The sequence below is a fragment of the Gilliamella sp. wkB308 genome (assembly GCF_001690185.1).
Taxonomy (GTDB): domain Bacteria; phylum Pseudomonadota; class Gammaproteobacteria; order Enterobacterales; family Orbaceae; genus Gilliamella; species Gilliamella apicola_I.
The window spans coordinates 412,708-429,368 of record NZ_LZGN01000038.1 but is presented as its reverse complement, the minus strand read 5'-3'; the positions used below and the strand labels follow the sequence as shown (position 1 = coordinate 429,368).

Below are 16,661 nucleotides of genomic sequence, written 5' to 3'. Positions count from 1 at the left end.
AAATAAAACCTTTAATCAATATTTAGAAGACTATTTTGTAAATAAACACCTGCACCAAATAGCCCTGGATCTTCATGTGTAATCACATATACAGGAATTTTTTTGACCAGCGTAGACATTCGCCCTTTATATTCAAAGGCAGATCTAAACGGCGAAGCTTTAAAAAATTCAATAAAACGAGGAGCAATACCACCGGCAATATATACTCCCCCTTGAGTATTGAGCGTTAATGCTAAATTACCGCCAAATCTTCCCATAAATGTACAAAAGTAATTTAAGGTTTGCAAACATAAATCACAACTGTTTGTTAGTGCTTTGTTGACAATGATATCTGGAGTGATATTAGTTAATGGTTGATGATTAATTTGCTGTAGGGCTTGATAAATGTTAATAATACCATTTCCTGATAAAAATCGTTCGGCTGAAACTCGTCCAAATTTTTTACGCAACTGAACCAAAATACGATCTTCTTCTTCATTTATCATGGGTAATTCTGTATGCCCACCTTCACCGGACAAACTTACCCAATGCTGATTAACTTTTATCAAATGTGAAACGCCAAGCCCAGTTCCCGCACCATAAATTGCTATAGGATAATTTAAATTAGGCTCATCCCCTCCAATTTTTACCAAATCTTGCGGTGACAATCTTGGAATGGATGTCGAGACTGCTGTAAAATCATTAATCACCTCAAGTTTTTTTAGTTTGAGTTCTTCAATTAGTTCACGACGAGAAAATGACAAATTGTTATTTGTCATAATAACAGTATCAGTATCATCAATTGGACAAGCGATGGCAATGCACGCAATTTCAATTTTTACGGTTTGCGCTTGAAGATAATTTTTGATTAATGTAAGTAATATATCTTCTTTTGAAATGAGAATTTTTGTGATTGCCGATAGCTCATTTGTAACTAAATTAAACAATGCAAAACGGGCATTGGTTCCACCGATGTCGGTGACTAGTGCGTACTGACTCATGTTACTCCCTTTTTTGACAAACTAATTTTACTAATGATCTAAAATCGATATCTTTCAATACTTATTGTATTTGGTCATTGAGTTTAAAAAAGCATAAAAGGCAACCTTGTTGTCTCTTTGTTGTTCGTGGAGTCACTCAGTTCCCTTTGTTAACTTTTGAAATTAACTCATTTTTTTATTCACTGCCTTAAAAAGGCTAGGTTAACATATAATTAACGTCTATGTTTATAACCATTTTTTAAGTTTAAAATAAATATAGGGTGCTACACCGGCCAATAACATGAGTAATAATGAAAATGGATAACCGTATTCCCATTTCAGTTCTGGCATATTCTCAAAGTTCATACCATATGCAGATGCAACCACAGTTGGCGGTAAGAATACAACTGATACCACTGAGAAAATTTTAATAATTCGACTTTGTTCAATGTTGATAAAGCTTGTTGCTGCTTGCATTAAAAAGTTAACTTTTTGAAATAATGATTCATTATGTGGCACCAATGATTCAACATCGCGAATAACTTCACGTGCTTGCTCAAGTTGTTCTGCCGGCATTTTTGCTCGGCGAACAAGGTAGTTAACCGCACGTTGGCTATCCATTAAGCACAATCTTACTTTCCAAGCCGTATCTTCTAGTTCAGCTAACGATGTCATAGCTTCGTCGTATTGCTCTTGTGCAGAACGGTCCATAATTACTTGGCTCAATTCTTCTAATTTACTATAAATACTTTCGATTTGATCGGCTAGCTGTTCAACTTTAACTTCAAACAAATCCAGCAATATTTCATAAGGATTTCCATCAACCATGCTTTGATATCGAGATCGCATACGATATAAACGAAAAGCAGGCAGATCCCGTTCACGCAAGGTAAATAATCGACCATTGTGTACTGTAAAAGCAACGGTTGAATTTCCCGCCCGATCTTCAGCATCTTCATAAAAGAAGAAAGAGTGAACATGCAATCCTTCATTATCTTCAAAAAAACGTGCAGAGGCCTCGATATCATCTAATTCAATACTGGTTGCTAAATTTTGTCCTAAATGAGTTAAAACAAAATCACGATCGGCTTCTTCTGGTTCAATTAAGTCAATCCAAGCCGCATTGTTGATGTCGCCTTCATTAACTTTTACTAATTGTTTGTTCTTTAGTCCAAACGCATTAATCATAAGGCCCCCCTTAAAGAAAAGTTTCTAGAACATTCTATTAACAAATGTGGCGCATTATACTCGTAATATCTTTAAATTCCTATGTCTAAAGTTATTTTTGTAATGTTAAAAATAGAAGTAATATTCCAGAATTAAATTAAAAACGATGATGTTGCTGTTGTCTCATGTTACAATACGCAAATTAATTATTTAAGCAATTTTTAGGAGTTTATAATGGCAAACCGAGGAATAAATAAAGTCATTTTGGTGGGTAATTTAGGTCAGGATCCAGAAGTTCGCTATATGCCAAACGGAAGCGCTGTTGCAAATTTTAGCGTAGCAACTTCAGAATCATGGAAAGATAAACAAACAGGTGAAAACCGCGATCGTACAGAATGGCATCGTGTGGTTGTTTTCGGTAAATTAGCTGAAATTGCTGGTGAATATATTAAGAAAGGAACACAAGTTTATTTAGAAGGTCAATTACAAACCCGTAAATGGCAAGATCAAACTGGTAACGACCGTTATACGACAGAAGTTGTTGTTAATCCAATCGGTGGCACATTACAAATTTTAAGTTCACGAAATGGTAATGATAACTTCGATGATAATGCACAAAATTGGGGCCAAAGTGCGAATAATATTTCAACTGCGCCTGCCGCTGCAACTCGCCCAGCAACTCAAGCCGCACCCGCTGCTCAACCTAAAGCACCTGAACCACCAATGGATTTTGATGACGATATTCCTTTTTAATTTTCCTCTCCCTTTTAAAATATTGGGCGTAATTAGGCGCCCATATATCTTATCTTTTTAATTTCAATTATACTTATAACCTACCAATTTTTTTCATTTTATAGTGTTATGTTTGAACTGATACAAACTGTTGGCTTTGGTTTAATATTATTTATTCCTCTAACTAATCCGTTAACTACTGTCGTACTTTTATTAGGTTTGTCGGGTGATATGACCAATGAAGAGCGTAATTATCAATCTAAGATGACTTGTATTTACGTTTTTATCATTATGGTTGTTTCTTTTTATGGTGGACAACTAGTGATGAGTACTTTTGGTATTTCCATTCCAGGCTTGCGTATTGCTGGTGGTATGATTGTTGGTATTATTGGATTTAGAATGCTGTTTCCTCAACAACCTTCTCATAGAACATTAGAAGCCGATGCTAAAATGAAAGAAGTATCGAATAATATTGCTTTTGTACCGCTAGCCATGCCAAGTACGGCGGGTCCTGGAACGATTGCAATGATTATCAGTATGGCTTCAACAGTAAAAAGTGGAGGTTATGATATTTCAAGTTGGGTTGTTTATACATCTTCAATCTTTGTTCCGCTTTTATTGTGTATTATCCTTTGGTTCTGTATGAGAAGTGCAGGCAGTATTATGCGTTTTATGGGAAAAAGTGGAATTGAAGCGACGTCAAGAATAATGGGATTCTTATTAGTTTGTGTTGGTACTCAATTTATTATCAATGGTGTAAAAGAATTAATCATGAGCTTTCCCAATATTTAAGAAACTAAATCATTTTAAAAAAGTTGTTTATTAAAAAAATGTCGTTTACTTAGGTTAGCTCATTTAATCATGGTGTTAAATCATAAATTAGGAATATTTTTTATCATTTCCACCCGCATTAAATAATCATAAAGCGGTAATAGTTGTTTAAAACCCTTTGATAATTTGTCAGGTAGATCGCCGTTTAGCAAATCCTCAATATTGGAGTTAGTGACCATTGCGGCTAAACTTTTTCGATTATACCACGTTGCTATTTTTGGATCTTGATCTTTAATTAGAGGGCGTTTATAACTTTCACCAACAAGTTCAAATGGTTTTTTAACACAGCGAATCATGTCTAAAAATTTTGCACTGTCATTAAGAATTTCTTCACGAAAAATATCCATTGTCTGCTTTGATGCACAATAATAGCCAAGTCCATAACGATAGCAATCTGGTGCTATTTCAAAAAAGTAAGCTGGCGCTTCTTTCCAATCTCGGTTTGGTCGTTTAAATGTGAGCCATAAACGACTACGATATAACGATTTATCTTTCGAAAAACGTGTGTCACGATGTATGCGAGATATCGTTTTACCAATAGCGGGTTTTGTTTCAAACCATTCATCAATTTTGAGCATGTTGGGGGTTAACTGTTCTACTAACAGCCGGAATGGTTTGATCAATTCATTATCATAGATTGATCGGTGCTCTTCAAACCATGCTTTACTATTATTAATCCAAACATCTTGTAAGAAATTAAGTCCTGTTTGAGTAAAACCAGAAAATTGTGCCATATTTTAATCCTTGAATAACTTTCTGACTTTTTCTAAGTCTTCTTGCGTATCCACCCCAATAGCAGGTGCTTGTTTTGCAACCGCCACATGAATTTTTTCACCATACCAAAGTACACGCAACTGTTCTAACATTTCAATCTGTTCAAGTGTAGAAGGTGCCCAATTGATATATTGACGAATAAAACCAGCTCGATAGGCATAAATCCCGATATGTCGAAGATAAAAATCACCAATACTGGTTTGTTTGAAAAGATCTTCAGATTTTGCAAAGCGATCCCTTTCCCAAGGAATGGTTGCTCGTGAAAAGTAGAGTGCATAACCATCTTTATCAGTCACAACTTTTACTGCACCAGGATTAAATGCTTCTGCAGCTGAATCGATTGGAACAGCTAATGTTGCCATTCCTGTTTTATACTGTACTAAGTTTTCAGCAACTTGATCTATGATGATTGGCGGAATTAGCGGCTCGTCACCTTGTACGTTCACAATAATTTCATCATCAGAAAATTGATAGGCATTAATAACTTCTGCTAATCGTTCTGTACCCGAATTATGTTTATTGCTAGTCAGAATTACTTCACCGCCATAAGATTTCACCACATCGAATACTTGTTGATGATCAGTTGCAATAATGACCCGATTTGCTGAAGACTTTTTGGCTTGCTCCATCACTCGCACAATCATAGGTTTACCATGAATATCAGCAAGCGGTTTTGCCGGTAAACGACTTGAAGCATACCTTGCAGGTATAATAACCGAAAAATTCATAATTAAAACCTTTTACCTATTCGTGAACTGAAATTGAGGAATCCAGTGTTTTCGCTTCGTTTTCCAGTAACACAGGAATATTGTCTTTGATTAGATAAACAAGTTTATCCTTTGGACATATTAGACTATTTTGTTCAATATCATATTGAAGTTCACCATGACATTTAGGACAAGCTAGCGCCTTAAGGAGGATTTCTTTCATTTTTATTCTCTTTTAGATTTTATTTCTTCTAACAATGAGCAGATTTGATTAGTTACCTGATTAGGCAATATTGCCTCTATGGGTAAATACCACCAATTTGGTAATGTAAATTGGAAACATTTTACCGCATCTTTTTCTGTCATTAAAAGGGTTTGATCTTGTGTAGCAATATTCGCTAACAATGGCAATGTATATTTTTGGTGATCCGCAAATGGTACTGTTTTAATCACATCAGCTTTGAGTGTATTTAGCATAGTAAAAAAACGGTTGGGATCACCAATACCGGCCATAGCACAGATATTTTTTAATAAATGCAATTCTATTTTTTCTTTTGTTAATAAATTTACTGCATATTGCGGTTTTAGTTGCATTGTATAAGTTTTTTCGGGAAATCTTTCAGCTAAATGACTTTTAGTTTCGCCATTAATAATAATAATATCAACAGATTTTAATCGACTTTGTCGCTCCCTCATTGGCCCTGCCGGTATCCACCAACCGTTACCAAATAAGCGTTTACCGTCAACAACTACAATTTCAATATCTCGCTTTAATGCATAATGTTGTAAACCATCATCAGTTAAAATTGCATCTAGTTGATAGTTATCTAATAAAGCTTGTACTGCTTGACTTCGATTGGGAGAAACGGCAACAGGCACATGTGTTCGTTGATAAATTAATACTGGTTCATCCCCTGCTTGTGCTGTGGTTGTTTGTTCATCTAAAATAAGAGGATAACTTTCTGCTTTTCCACCATATCCACGTGAAACGACACCGATTTTTAAACCTTTAGCCTTTAAAGCTTCAATTAATTCTATTACCAAGGGAGTTTTTCCATTTCCACCTACCGATAAGTTTCCGATTACGATGATAGGTACTGGTGATTTCCAAGATTTTAATATTCCTGTTTTGTAGAGTTGGCGTCTAACCAATGTTATTAATCCATACAACCATGATAATGGCATCAGTAACCAATAAAAATGTGTTTTACCATACCATAATTTTTCAATCATTGTTTATTCACCATTGAATTATGCTTTTATATTAAATTTGCTATTGTAATCTATTCTGCTGTTTATTGACTAATCCAAATCATTTTAGTCATTTTTACTTTATACATTGAGAATAATCTAACAAAGCATAGTTAAGTAAGCCTTTTAAAAAATTATCCTATTTTATAATTTTAAAATCGATTAAACCAATGTTAAAAGTTTAAATTTAAGAATATTTAATCATTCAGTATTACTGACAATAATTTTAATATAGAAGGGAAACAATAAATAAAAAAGGATTCTTATCAAATCCTTTTTTATCACTGAGAAAATGAATTGATTATCAGTAATTAATCAAATTTATTTATCTTGAGATGTTTTTTGCAAATATTGTTGAAAATCTTGCTTATTTCCGTCAAAAACAATATTACCACCATTAAGCATAATAACTCGATCAACAAAGCTCAGAAGATTAGTTCTGTCTGTTGCAATAACCATTGTTTGTCCTTGTTTTGCACGTAAATCAAGTTGTGCTAACAATAACTGCTCAGTATTCGGGTCTAACTCGGCGCTAGGATTATCTAGAAATGATATATTATGCGGAGATAAAATAAATCGAGCTAAAGCTAACTTTTGACGTTGTAATGTCGTTAACGGAACAGGCAGTTGACGCCAATAAGTATCAAGACCATTATTTAAAAAAGGTAACAAATTTTGCAAATTCACTTGCTTTAATACTTCTAAAGCGCGATCATGCGAAATTTTGTCAGATTTATTATTTAGTGTAAGATATTCGTATACTGTTTCGCCGATAATACCACTATATTGCCATAGATAATGAGTTTCACTTCGTAACGAATCGGCAATAGATTTAGTTAACATAAAACCATTCCAAGTTATGTTGCCTTCATCTGCTTCTAAAATACCTAATAATAATTTTAGTAAGGTACTTTTACCTGACCCTGGCCCACCAACTATTGCTATCCGTTCACCTGACTTGATTTGCAAACTGATATCGTCTAAACAAGGTAAGGAAGGATGATATTTGAAACTGACTTTAGATGCCCCCCAACCATTTTTAGGTCCGTTGAAGCCACTTAATAATCCATTTTCATTTTGTTCTTTATCAAGAAGCGCATTAATCTGTTTCATGGAGTTAGTCATACGTTCAAGATTGGGTAACATATGCATTAACGAGAAAAACGGTTGACTCAAACGACCACCAATAATAATTGTCGCAAATAAACCTGCTGGCGACATATGACCTGTCTGTATTAGGTAAAAAGCGACAATCACGGCAAGCACAGTTTGTAAACTAGTTAAACCCATTAAAAAAGAACTACAGCGGTTATGAATAATATAACGTTTTTGTTCATTTTGCTGCGCTTTTTCATTACCGGCTAGAAAGGTATGAGTCGCTTCTTTATAAGAAACCGAAGACTGATAATATTCAAGGGTTGTCGGTGAAAAAGGAACTTGAGCATTTATCGTTGGAATAGATTTATTTTCAAAATAAAAAAGCGTGATACGAACGATTGCACATATAAAAATGAAAATAGGAACAACGATTAACCAACCCGCAACAATCGCAATAACAATAAAATAAAGCAGACTGAAAACCAGATCCAATACCGTGCTTGAAAAGAACGTTAAAAACTGCATTCTAAACACATTCCAGTTATTCATTGCCTCAATCACTTTGCGTCCCCATTGAGTTTTAAAGCTAGGCATAACTTGAATAAGTTCAGAAATAATTTTAGGTTCTAAACGATATTGTACTAAAGATGAATATTCACACCCCAATTTTATTCTATCCATTCTAAAGTAATACTCAACTAAAATAGCCAGCATTACACCTAAAGATAGTGTCCATAGTGAAGAGTCAGCTTGCCCGGGTATTACCCGATCATATATCGCATTTAAATATAATGGAATGAGCATGATAAAGAGATTGATTATCAGAGTTGTCCAAAAAAGACGACTGATAATCCTATTTTCTTTTTGTCCCATAACCAATAATGAACGCCAACTTAATTTATTTTTTCTTTCAGTTAGCAAGACACGCCAAGTCGCTTTTGGCAGTTTTTCTAATTTAACATTTTTTTCATTTTTTATCTTATTAGAATGAACAGTAAGCAGCGACCATCCTGTTTGTTCTTCAAAAGCAACATATAACCCTTTATTAACAGCATTATGTTCTTCGGAACAAGGAAATAGTTCTATACCAAGATATTTTTGTGCTAACTCAAACAACATCTCTTGGTTAGCAGTCTGATCTAATTTTCCAATCTGCTCCTGCCATTCCCATTGACCAACAGGCAAAGATAATTTTTTTGCGGCCTCTGACAAGACCGACTTTAGTTGAAAAATATCACCAGAATTTGTAGATAATTCACTATTCATAAAGATATTTGATACCTATACATGATTCCAAGTTAATGTATGGGTTCCATCTGTCCACTGATCAACACCCGGTGAAATTTCAGAATGTACCCAAGTACCTGCACTATCTAAAATTTGTAATGAATCAGTACTATCGGTATCAAATCGAATATTGTTATTATCCATATTCTCAAATAAATCACTTAAATTTACGAGGATAAAATCACCAGCTACCCCATCTTTAAAATTGAAAATATCAATATGTTTAAATAAATTTTTATTAACGACACTAAAATCAAACGTTCCAGCTCTTCCTTTTTTGGTAACACTATCTATACCTAAACCACCATCAATTGAGTGATATCGATTGAAATCGGATAGCGAAGTGAATTGAAACTCGTCATTAAAATTAGTTCCTGAAATATCGGTAATGGAAGTAAGTGTATCTCTCCCCCAATTTCCTTTAGAAACAGTCATATCTTTATTGTTAGTAACATAAACTCTTATACCTTCTCTTAAATTAGTATAATCTATTTTAGTATTACCACTAGTATTCACTATTCTATCATTACCACTACTGCCGTAAACAATATCATTTCCAGCACCAGTATGAATTTCATCACTTACACTACTACCATAAAATTCATCATCTTTATCGGTTCCAATGATTTTGTGTATATTCACGATACGATCTTCTTTACCATACCCATTATCGCTTACTATACCTGTGTCAAGATTTGCTTTAATTCCATTTGGTGATTTATATTGAACAACTGCATTATTACCAATGCCAATTAATGTATTGTTTCCATCACCACCAATTAAAATTCCTTTTCCTGATATTATATCGTCATATTGTGAACCATGTATGTTTTCGATATTTTTTATCGTATCTTTTCCGCCAAAACCATTAGTCGCCGTACCATTACCGTTTGCATCTAACGAAACAACTACACCTTGAATTCCATCATCGTAATAGAGCCAGTCATTACCAGCGCCACCGTCTATGAAATTATCACCACCTTTAGCATGGATATGATCATCACCTGCACCAGCAATAACGGTATTACCTTCTGTTTCGTTTCCATAAAACTGCAAAGTACCACCTTTAATGGTCACATTATTTATATTCTTTATTTCAGCATCATAATTATTAGCTGTAATACGATTGTTTTCTAAATCAACAATATACGATCCTTGCATTGTTTCATCTAAAATAAGCGAGTTAGTTCCACCACTACCGTCAACAAATGTTGTACTCTGGTTTATGATAAATGTATCATCATATTCCGTACCAACAAATTTTGTAAATCCACCCGCTGTAAAACTATCCTGAAATGCCTGTCCGTTGATATCTTTTATTACTGTTCCATTAGTAGCGTCTATCTCAATCCCAGAATTCTGCGCAACAATAGAATAACGACTATAATCTAACGTATTCGTTCCATTATTTTTAGCAATAATTTGGTCATTACCCAACGAACCGTAGATGATATTTTCCGACCCACCACCAACATGAATAATATTATCAGCATCACTTCCTTCAATAATATCATCAAAAGCTGAACCAACAATATTTTCGAAATTTGAGACCCTATCTACACCATCATTACCATTGCTATCTTTGGTACCATTTTTGGTTGCTACTTGATTTTTCAGGCTGATTTCAATGCCATTAGCGACATTACTATAATCGATAGTATCGACACCATCTCCACCATCATAATAATTAGACATTCCGCCTTTGCCTACAATAAGATAATCATCGCCAGCGCCAGTACTGATTAGATAATTAGTGTCATTAGCCAATTCAATACGATCGTCAAAATCTGTTCCAACAATGCCATTTATGTTAGTTAACTGATCCGCACCACCAAAACCATTTGAATAGGCACGTCGTGTTTTAAGATTTACATCAATGGCCGAAGTTGCTAGATGATAATCTACAACATCAATTCCTGTACCACCAATAAAGGAGTTATAACCTTGCCCAGCAACATAAAGATTATTACCTGCTTCACCGTGAATTACAGCTCGACTAATTGCATCACCTTCAATATAAAAGGTATCATTACCTTCACCACCATATATTGTTATACTACCTTTGGCAGTTTTAAAGATATCATCATGTTGACTACCTTTTATTGATTGAATATTCTTTAAAGTATCAGAACCATCAAAGCCATTATTGATAACTTGTTTATCTGTTTTAGAAAGGTCAACATTAATTCCTTTTGCGGATTCTTGATAACTGGCTGTACTATTTCCACCATTACCGCCTATTAGCGTATTGTTACCCCCCATACCTATTAGGATATCATTACCACCATTACCAATTATAATATTGTCTTTATCATCTCCAATTAAGACATCATCAAAACGTGTACCAGTAATGTTATTAATATTTCGAATTGAGTCATTTCGACCAAATGCATCGGTAACAGTGCCTTTAGTTAAATCAACGTTAACTCCGTTATCAGTGGTTTCATAACTTATTGTATTAATACCGCCTTTTCCATCTATCTGATTATCTTTGCCGCCACCAACAAAAAAGATATCCTTGCCATCACCACCAATCAAGTTGTTACTTTCTGTTAAGCTTCCGATAAAGGTATTATCACCATTGTTACCAATAATATTTTGAATATTTTCAACTTGTTGATTTACAGCTCCTGTAACAGTTTTCGTATGTAAATCAATAATTAAATCACCTTTTACTTGGCTATAATCTACAGTATTAATTCCAGCTCCACCGTCATAAATATCTTGTGTTGTGCCAGCAATAATGACATCATCGCCAGCACCGCCAACAACATGAACATTATTAGCGGAACTTGATAACAATATGTTTCCATCGATATCAATAAGTGATGAAGGGGAATCAACAACTGAAAAATTAAAGTCTTCTGTTACAGTTTTTCCATTTGAATCAGTGTATGTTACCGAAATCGAGAATTTATTAATCTGATCTTTCGGATATACAATAATGATTTCATTGAGCGATAAACCATATTTATCACCCTGCGCTGTACCGCCACGAATGATTTCATAGTCAGAAGGAAGCCCTGTTATGTTACCTATTGATTGAGCATCATCAAAAGAGACAATACGAAGAATTTTACCTTCTTCAATATAATTTTGATTTGCTACGTTAACCGTCCAATCAGCATTTTCTTGCGAAAGATCAACCAGTGTTGTTGAATACTGCGCATTGGCTGTAACATCCGTTCTTGCTGATAGATTACCACCACCGACGTCGTAAACATGTTGAGCACTATCTATTAATCCTTCCCACTGATAAAGTTTAACATTAGGCATCTTTGGCGTAATACTTGCAGGTGGTTTACTTTCAACAATAGGAACTTCACCATCGATACTTGATTGATACTTTTCTGAATCTGAACTGGATGATGAACTCTTCTTAAAGACAATATCTGCATGAGGTGACTTAAGTTTTGTAGGCTTCACTTGCATGTCTAAATCCATCATATTTTCAAGTGAAGATTGAATTTCATTTGATGACGTGTCTGCACCACCACTTGTATCAATAACAATAAAATTGTCTGTCATGTTTGTCGTGAGATCAACCGTTTTATCTTCGACACTTTCGACAGTGATATCATCCTCTTTAGTGGTAAGTTGTTCAGGTGCTTTTGTTTCAATGATCTCTGGTGTAATGTCTTCAATTTTCGCTAAACTCATAATTTCATATGAATTTAATTTTTTTCCATCATTAAATGCTAATGAAAGCACGCCTCCATTTAAAGAAGCTAATTCGGCTCCCATCGTTAAAATCAATTTACGATTGTCACCTGTAGTAATGATTAAATCCGAACCATTAATTGACAAAGATACTTTATCTTTTTCCCATGAAGCATTAATTTTATTGTCTTCATAAGTAAAAGGAATAATTGAAAGAGCTGGCTCCATCGGTGTTAAGGCTGTATTTGTGTTACTCATAAACTTGTCTCACTTCTTATCTCTATTTATACTCGGTCAACGATTAATTCATGTGTGCCATCTGTCCAAATTTCTTTTGAACCATTTACACTATGTGACCAAGAAGAAGAATTTATTAATGCTAAACTGTCATTACTATCTAAAACAAATTCAACTGAATCTGTATCCAAAGCATCAAAAAAGGTCGATAAATCAATGGAAATTCTATCCATGCTATTGTCTTTGAAATCAAAACTGTCTATATGTTTAAAAATAGTTGAACTTCCAAAAAAGAAATTATCTGTTTGACCAGATTTTTTAACAACATCAAATCCTTGACCTCCGTCAATACATTGATAGCCATTTAAATCTGCTAATGAGGTAATTTTGAATATATCATTACCATTGGTTCCAATGATGTTTTCAATACTTTTATAGTTGTCCACACCTTGATTACCATTATCATGGGTTTTGACAATTGTGTTAGTATTAAGATTAACTTCAATTTTAGTATTATTTAATTCATTATAAATTAAAGTATCATTACCGCGATCGCCATTATAACTATCGTTTCCTTTAGAAGCGTAAAATGTATCGTTTCCAAATCGTCCGGTTATAACATTGTCGTTATCATTGCCTCGAACAATACTATCACCCGAACCAGTTACAACTTTATTGATATTGATTAGTTTATCTGTACCTGAGGTTCCCCCACCGCTTTTTACAGCAATACCTTTTTCTAAATCGATATCCACATTTGATGCATCGCCATAATCAACCCACGCATTTTTACCAACGCCTTCTAGTGTATCGTTACCAGAAAATCCTCTCATTTCAGCGAAAGATTTAATATAGTCATTGAATTCGGTACCATAAACGGTTTCGACATTCACAATATGGTCTTTACCACCATAGCTATTTTGTGTTGCATAACCTGTACCACTTTGATTGAGTTCTACTACAACACCTTTTCCAGTAGTAGAGTATCGATAACTGATTATATCTGTGCCACTTCCACCAAAAATTTCATTATTTCCGCCTAAAATATAGAAGGTGTCATTTAATGAACCGCCGACAAACTTTGTTGAACCCGATGTTTTAGTATAGCCAATATTACCTGAAGCATTTGAAAATCTAACTTCATCAATATTTTTTACGGTGTGATGAAATAAATGTCTATCTTTAACATCATCATCAATCTGATTAGTATCAAGATGTGCGACCATTCTTCCAGACATACCACTATAATCTATGGCATCATGACCTGAGCTACCATCAATTGTTTGATTTCCTGCTGCAGCGATGAAAACATCATTGCCTTTTGAACCAATAAAAGTATTGAAATTGGTAAAATTATCTGTACCAGAGGTTTTAGTAACAGTTCCGTTACTCATATTGATAGTAACACCGTCACTGAGAGCATCATATCTTAATGTGTTTACACCTTCTCCACCATCAAGAATGTCATTACCATAATTGCCGTAAACTGTGTCATTTCCAGCCCCAGCTAAAATACTTAGATCGTTAGCACTACTGTAGATCACATCATCAAAATCAGTCGCTATAATTTTTTGAATGTTTGTTATGTTATCTTGACCACCAAAGCCATTTTTAGCAACATCACCCGTTACTAAATCCATTTCCAGACCTGAAGTTGCATTACTGTAATCAACAGTATTAATGAAACCTGCGCCTTGACTTCCTCCATCAATTTTATTGTTGCCAGAACCTGCTATGATTGTATTATTACCAAGACCCCCATCGACTGAATGATCACCATTACCTAAAACGAAATAATCATCAAAATTAGTTCCAATGACTTTATTAATATCCTTTAAAATATCGATGCCTGAGAAGCCATTGTCATAAACAATACTTTTATTGAAATCAATGCTAATTCCATAAGCTGCATTTACATAACTAAGGGTGTCAAAACCTGTTCCCCCTAAATAATTGTTAAATCCTGCTCCTGCTTCATAGGTGTTATTACCACTATTTCCACTTAAAAATGTGATGCTCGCTTCATTACCACTAACTTTAAAGTGATCATCACCAGCGCCACCATCAATAATGGTAGTGCCAACACCTGTTATGAATTTATCATCATAATCACTTCCAACAATAGCTTGGATATTAATTAATGTATCTTTTCCACCGAATCCATTATCTTCAACTTGGTTATTATCTTTTGTTAAATCCACTTCAATTCCAGTTTCCGCGTCTGAATAGTCAGCGGTGTTAATTCCCTCACCACCATCGAGTGTATTATTTCCACCTCGACCTGATAAAGTATCATTACCTTTACCACCAACAATGAGATTGTCTTGATCATCGCCTATTAAAATATCATCAAAATCACTACCAGTGATATTTTGAATATTTTTAACTGAGTCTGAGCCACCATTACCGTTATTAATGACTTTATTTGCAGATAAATCAACGTGAACACCGCTAGTCACATTTTCAAAGGCAATGGTATTGATACCTTTACCGCCGTCAATAATGTTGTTACCCCCACCACTCATAATCGTATCATTACCATCACCGCCAGTGAGTATATTATTTTCTTGGCTATGCCCAATTATGGTATCGCCATTATTGCTTCCAATTACATTTTGAATATTTTTTAATGTATGGTGGGTATTTTTGGCGTCAGTTTTTCCATTATTTAAATCAATAACCAGTGATTCTTTAAGTTGGCTATAATTAACTGTATTTGTACCTGCACCTCCATCATAATGTCCATTTTGATTGCCTGCGAAAATAGTATCATCACCACTACCAGCGGTGATATCAACATTATTTTTGGTTGATGAAAGTTGAAAATGCCCAGTATTATCAACAATAATTGCTGGGTGATCGGTAATATCAAAATTAGCCTGTTCATTTACTGTATTGCCTTGATTATCAATATAGCTAAAAGCAAGACTAAAAGACGATTTTATTCCTTCAGGATAAATAATTAAAAATTGATTTGCAGCTAATCCAAATTCTTTACCGAGTGCCGAATCAGCTGTAATAATTTTCATATTTCCGAGTTGACCAGTAACAGAAACGACACTTGTTGCATCATTAATTTCTATAACGCGACCTATTTGCCCAATAGGTAGCTTCGTTTCATCATTAGCGTAAATTGTCCAATTTTCTGTTTCTCCCGATAGATCTATATGAATATTCTCATATTGGATATTAAAATTTTCTGATTCAGCTGCTTCATCATTACCAGTACCCGCTATCCAAATTTTACTCCAGTTATTAACAACCGATTTGATTTGTAATAACTTTATTGAAGGAATATCGATTTCATCAGAGCTATCATCGTTATTGTTATTATTATCATTGATATCGATAATTTCATGAGATTCTGCAATAAATTTTTCCTTAGAAGATTCGGCTGTATCGGATGTTGAAGGATACGGGATATTTTCTGAAATATTGTTATCATTATCACTGATAGTTGATGAAGAATTTTTTGAAATAAGCTTTTCAAGATCTTCAACACTCTCTTCATCTTTTTGTAATTGACTGTCTAAATTATTCACTACGATAATTTCAACAGATTCATTAGCGACAGGTTCGATAACTTCATGTTCATCTTGCCCTTTCATCTCATTTTTTTCAGTAACATCAGATTCATTATTTTCAGTTAACTTTGGCGCAGTGTTAATAGATTGAGACTTGGAAATCAACTCATTAGCATTGATTGTAACCCCATCTTTAAATGAAAAAGTAAATATATTTGGGTCTAATGATGCTAGTTTAGCAGCTAATGGTAATATTAATTTCTTATCACCAGACTGAACAATCAAATCAGTACCATTAATTAATAATTCAACATCTTTATAATTAACGGGTATATAGTTTTCTGCATAGGTAACAGGAACAACAGCTGTTTCTGATGATGCAGGCATTGGTAATTCATTATATTGTGACATCTATTTATATCCATTCATCTAAA

At 34.2% G+C, this 16,661-nt stretch carries 11 protein-coding genes; 2 read left to right on the top strand and 9 right to left on the bottom strand.

Annotation, left to right across the window (positions count from 1 at the left end):
- Nucleotides 1–11 precede the first annotated feature (11 nt).
- Together glk and corA are read right to left on the bottom strand one after the other, a co-directional pair.
- The gene (gene glk / locus A9G10_RS09795) at nucleotides 12–980 is read right to left on the bottom strand and encodes a glucokinase (RefSeq protein ID WP_065559350.1); all 969 of its coding nucleotides are present in this window, start codon (nucleotides 978–980) and stop codon (nucleotides 12–14) included.
- A 225-nt stretch (nucleotides 981–1,205) separates the two neighbouring features.
- Complete coding sequence (corA, locus tag A9G10_RS09790) at nucleotides 1,206–2,147, bottom strand: magnesium/cobalt transporter CorA (RefSeq protein WP_065559349.1); 942 nt, start codon at nucleotides 2,145–2,147, stop codon at nucleotides 1,206–1,208.
- Nucleotides 2,148–2,360: 213 nt separating this feature from the next.
- Between corA and A9G10_RS09785 the strand changes: the two genes are divergently transcribed.
- A complete protein-coding gene (locus A9G10_RS09785) occupies nucleotides 2,361–2,879 on the top strand; it encodes a single-stranded DNA-binding protein (RefSeq protein WP_065559348.1) in 519 nt (172 codons plus the stop codon).
- Between the two features lie 108 nt (nucleotides 2,880–2,987).
- On the top strand, nucleotides 2,988–3,650 hold the full coding sequence (locus A9G10_RS09780) for a MarC family NAAT transporter (RefSeq protein ID WP_065559347.1): 663 nt from the start codon (nucleotides 2,988–2,990) through the stop codon (nucleotides 3,648–3,650).
- A gap of 80 nt (nucleotides 3,651–3,730) precedes the next feature.
- Here A9G10_RS09780 and A9G10_RS09775 read toward each other — a convergent pair whose 3' ends face one another.
- The 7 genes from A9G10_RS09775 to A9G10_RS09745 all read right to left on the bottom strand — a co-directional run bounded on the left by A9G10_RS09775 (nucleotide 3,731) and on the right by A9G10_RS09745 (nucleotide 16,638).
- On the bottom strand, nucleotides 3,731–4,423 hold the full coding sequence (locus tag A9G10_RS09775; RefSeq protein WP_065559346.1) for a DUF2461 domain-containing protein: 693 nt from the start codon (nucleotides 4,421–4,423) through the stop codon (nucleotides 3,731–3,733).
- Nucleotides 4,424–4,426: 3 nt separating this feature from the next.
- Nucleotides 4,427–5,191, bottom strand: a complete 765-nt coding sequence (gene kdsB, locus A9G10_RS09770; RefSeq protein WP_065559345.1) for a 3-deoxy-manno-octulosonate cytidylyltransferase — start codon at nucleotides 5,189–5,191, stop codon at nucleotides 4,427–4,429.
- A 16-nt stretch (nucleotides 5,192–5,207) separates the two neighbouring features.
- On the bottom strand, nucleotides 5,208–5,393 hold the full coding sequence (locus tag A9G10_RS09765; protein WP_065559344.1) for a Trm112 family protein: 186 nt from the start codon (nucleotides 5,391–5,393) through the stop codon (nucleotides 5,208–5,210).
- A 2-nt stretch (nucleotides 5,394–5,395) separates the two neighbouring features.
- Nucleotides 5,396–6,403 (bottom strand): tetraacyldisaccharide 4'-kinase, encoded by a 1,008-nt coding sequence (lpxK, locus tag A9G10_RS09760; protein WP_065559343.1) that lies wholly within the window; start codon nucleotides 6,401–6,403, stop codon nucleotides 5,396–5,398.
- Nucleotides 6,404–6,742: 339 nt separating this feature from the next.
- Entirely contained in the window at nucleotides 6,743–8,785 is a 2,043-nt protein-coding gene (locus tag A9G10_RS09755; RefSeq protein ID WP_065559342.1) for an ATP-binding cassette domain-containing protein, read from the bottom strand.
- Nucleotides 8,786–8,800: 15 nt separating this feature from the next.
- Nucleotides 8,801–12,724: a beta strand repeat-containing protein gene (locus A9G10_RS09750; RefSeq protein WP_065559341.1), complete on the bottom strand. Its 3,924-nt coding sequence runs from the start codon at nucleotides 12,722–12,724 to the stop codon at nucleotides 8,801–8,803.
- A gap of 26 nt (nucleotides 12,725–12,750) precedes the next feature.
- Complete coding sequence (locus tag A9G10_RS09745) at nucleotides 12,751–16,638, bottom strand: beta strand repeat-containing protein (protein ID WP_065559340.1); 3,888 nt, start codon at nucleotides 16,636–16,638, stop codon at nucleotides 12,751–12,753.
- Nucleotides 16,639–16,661 lie beyond the last annotated feature (23 nt).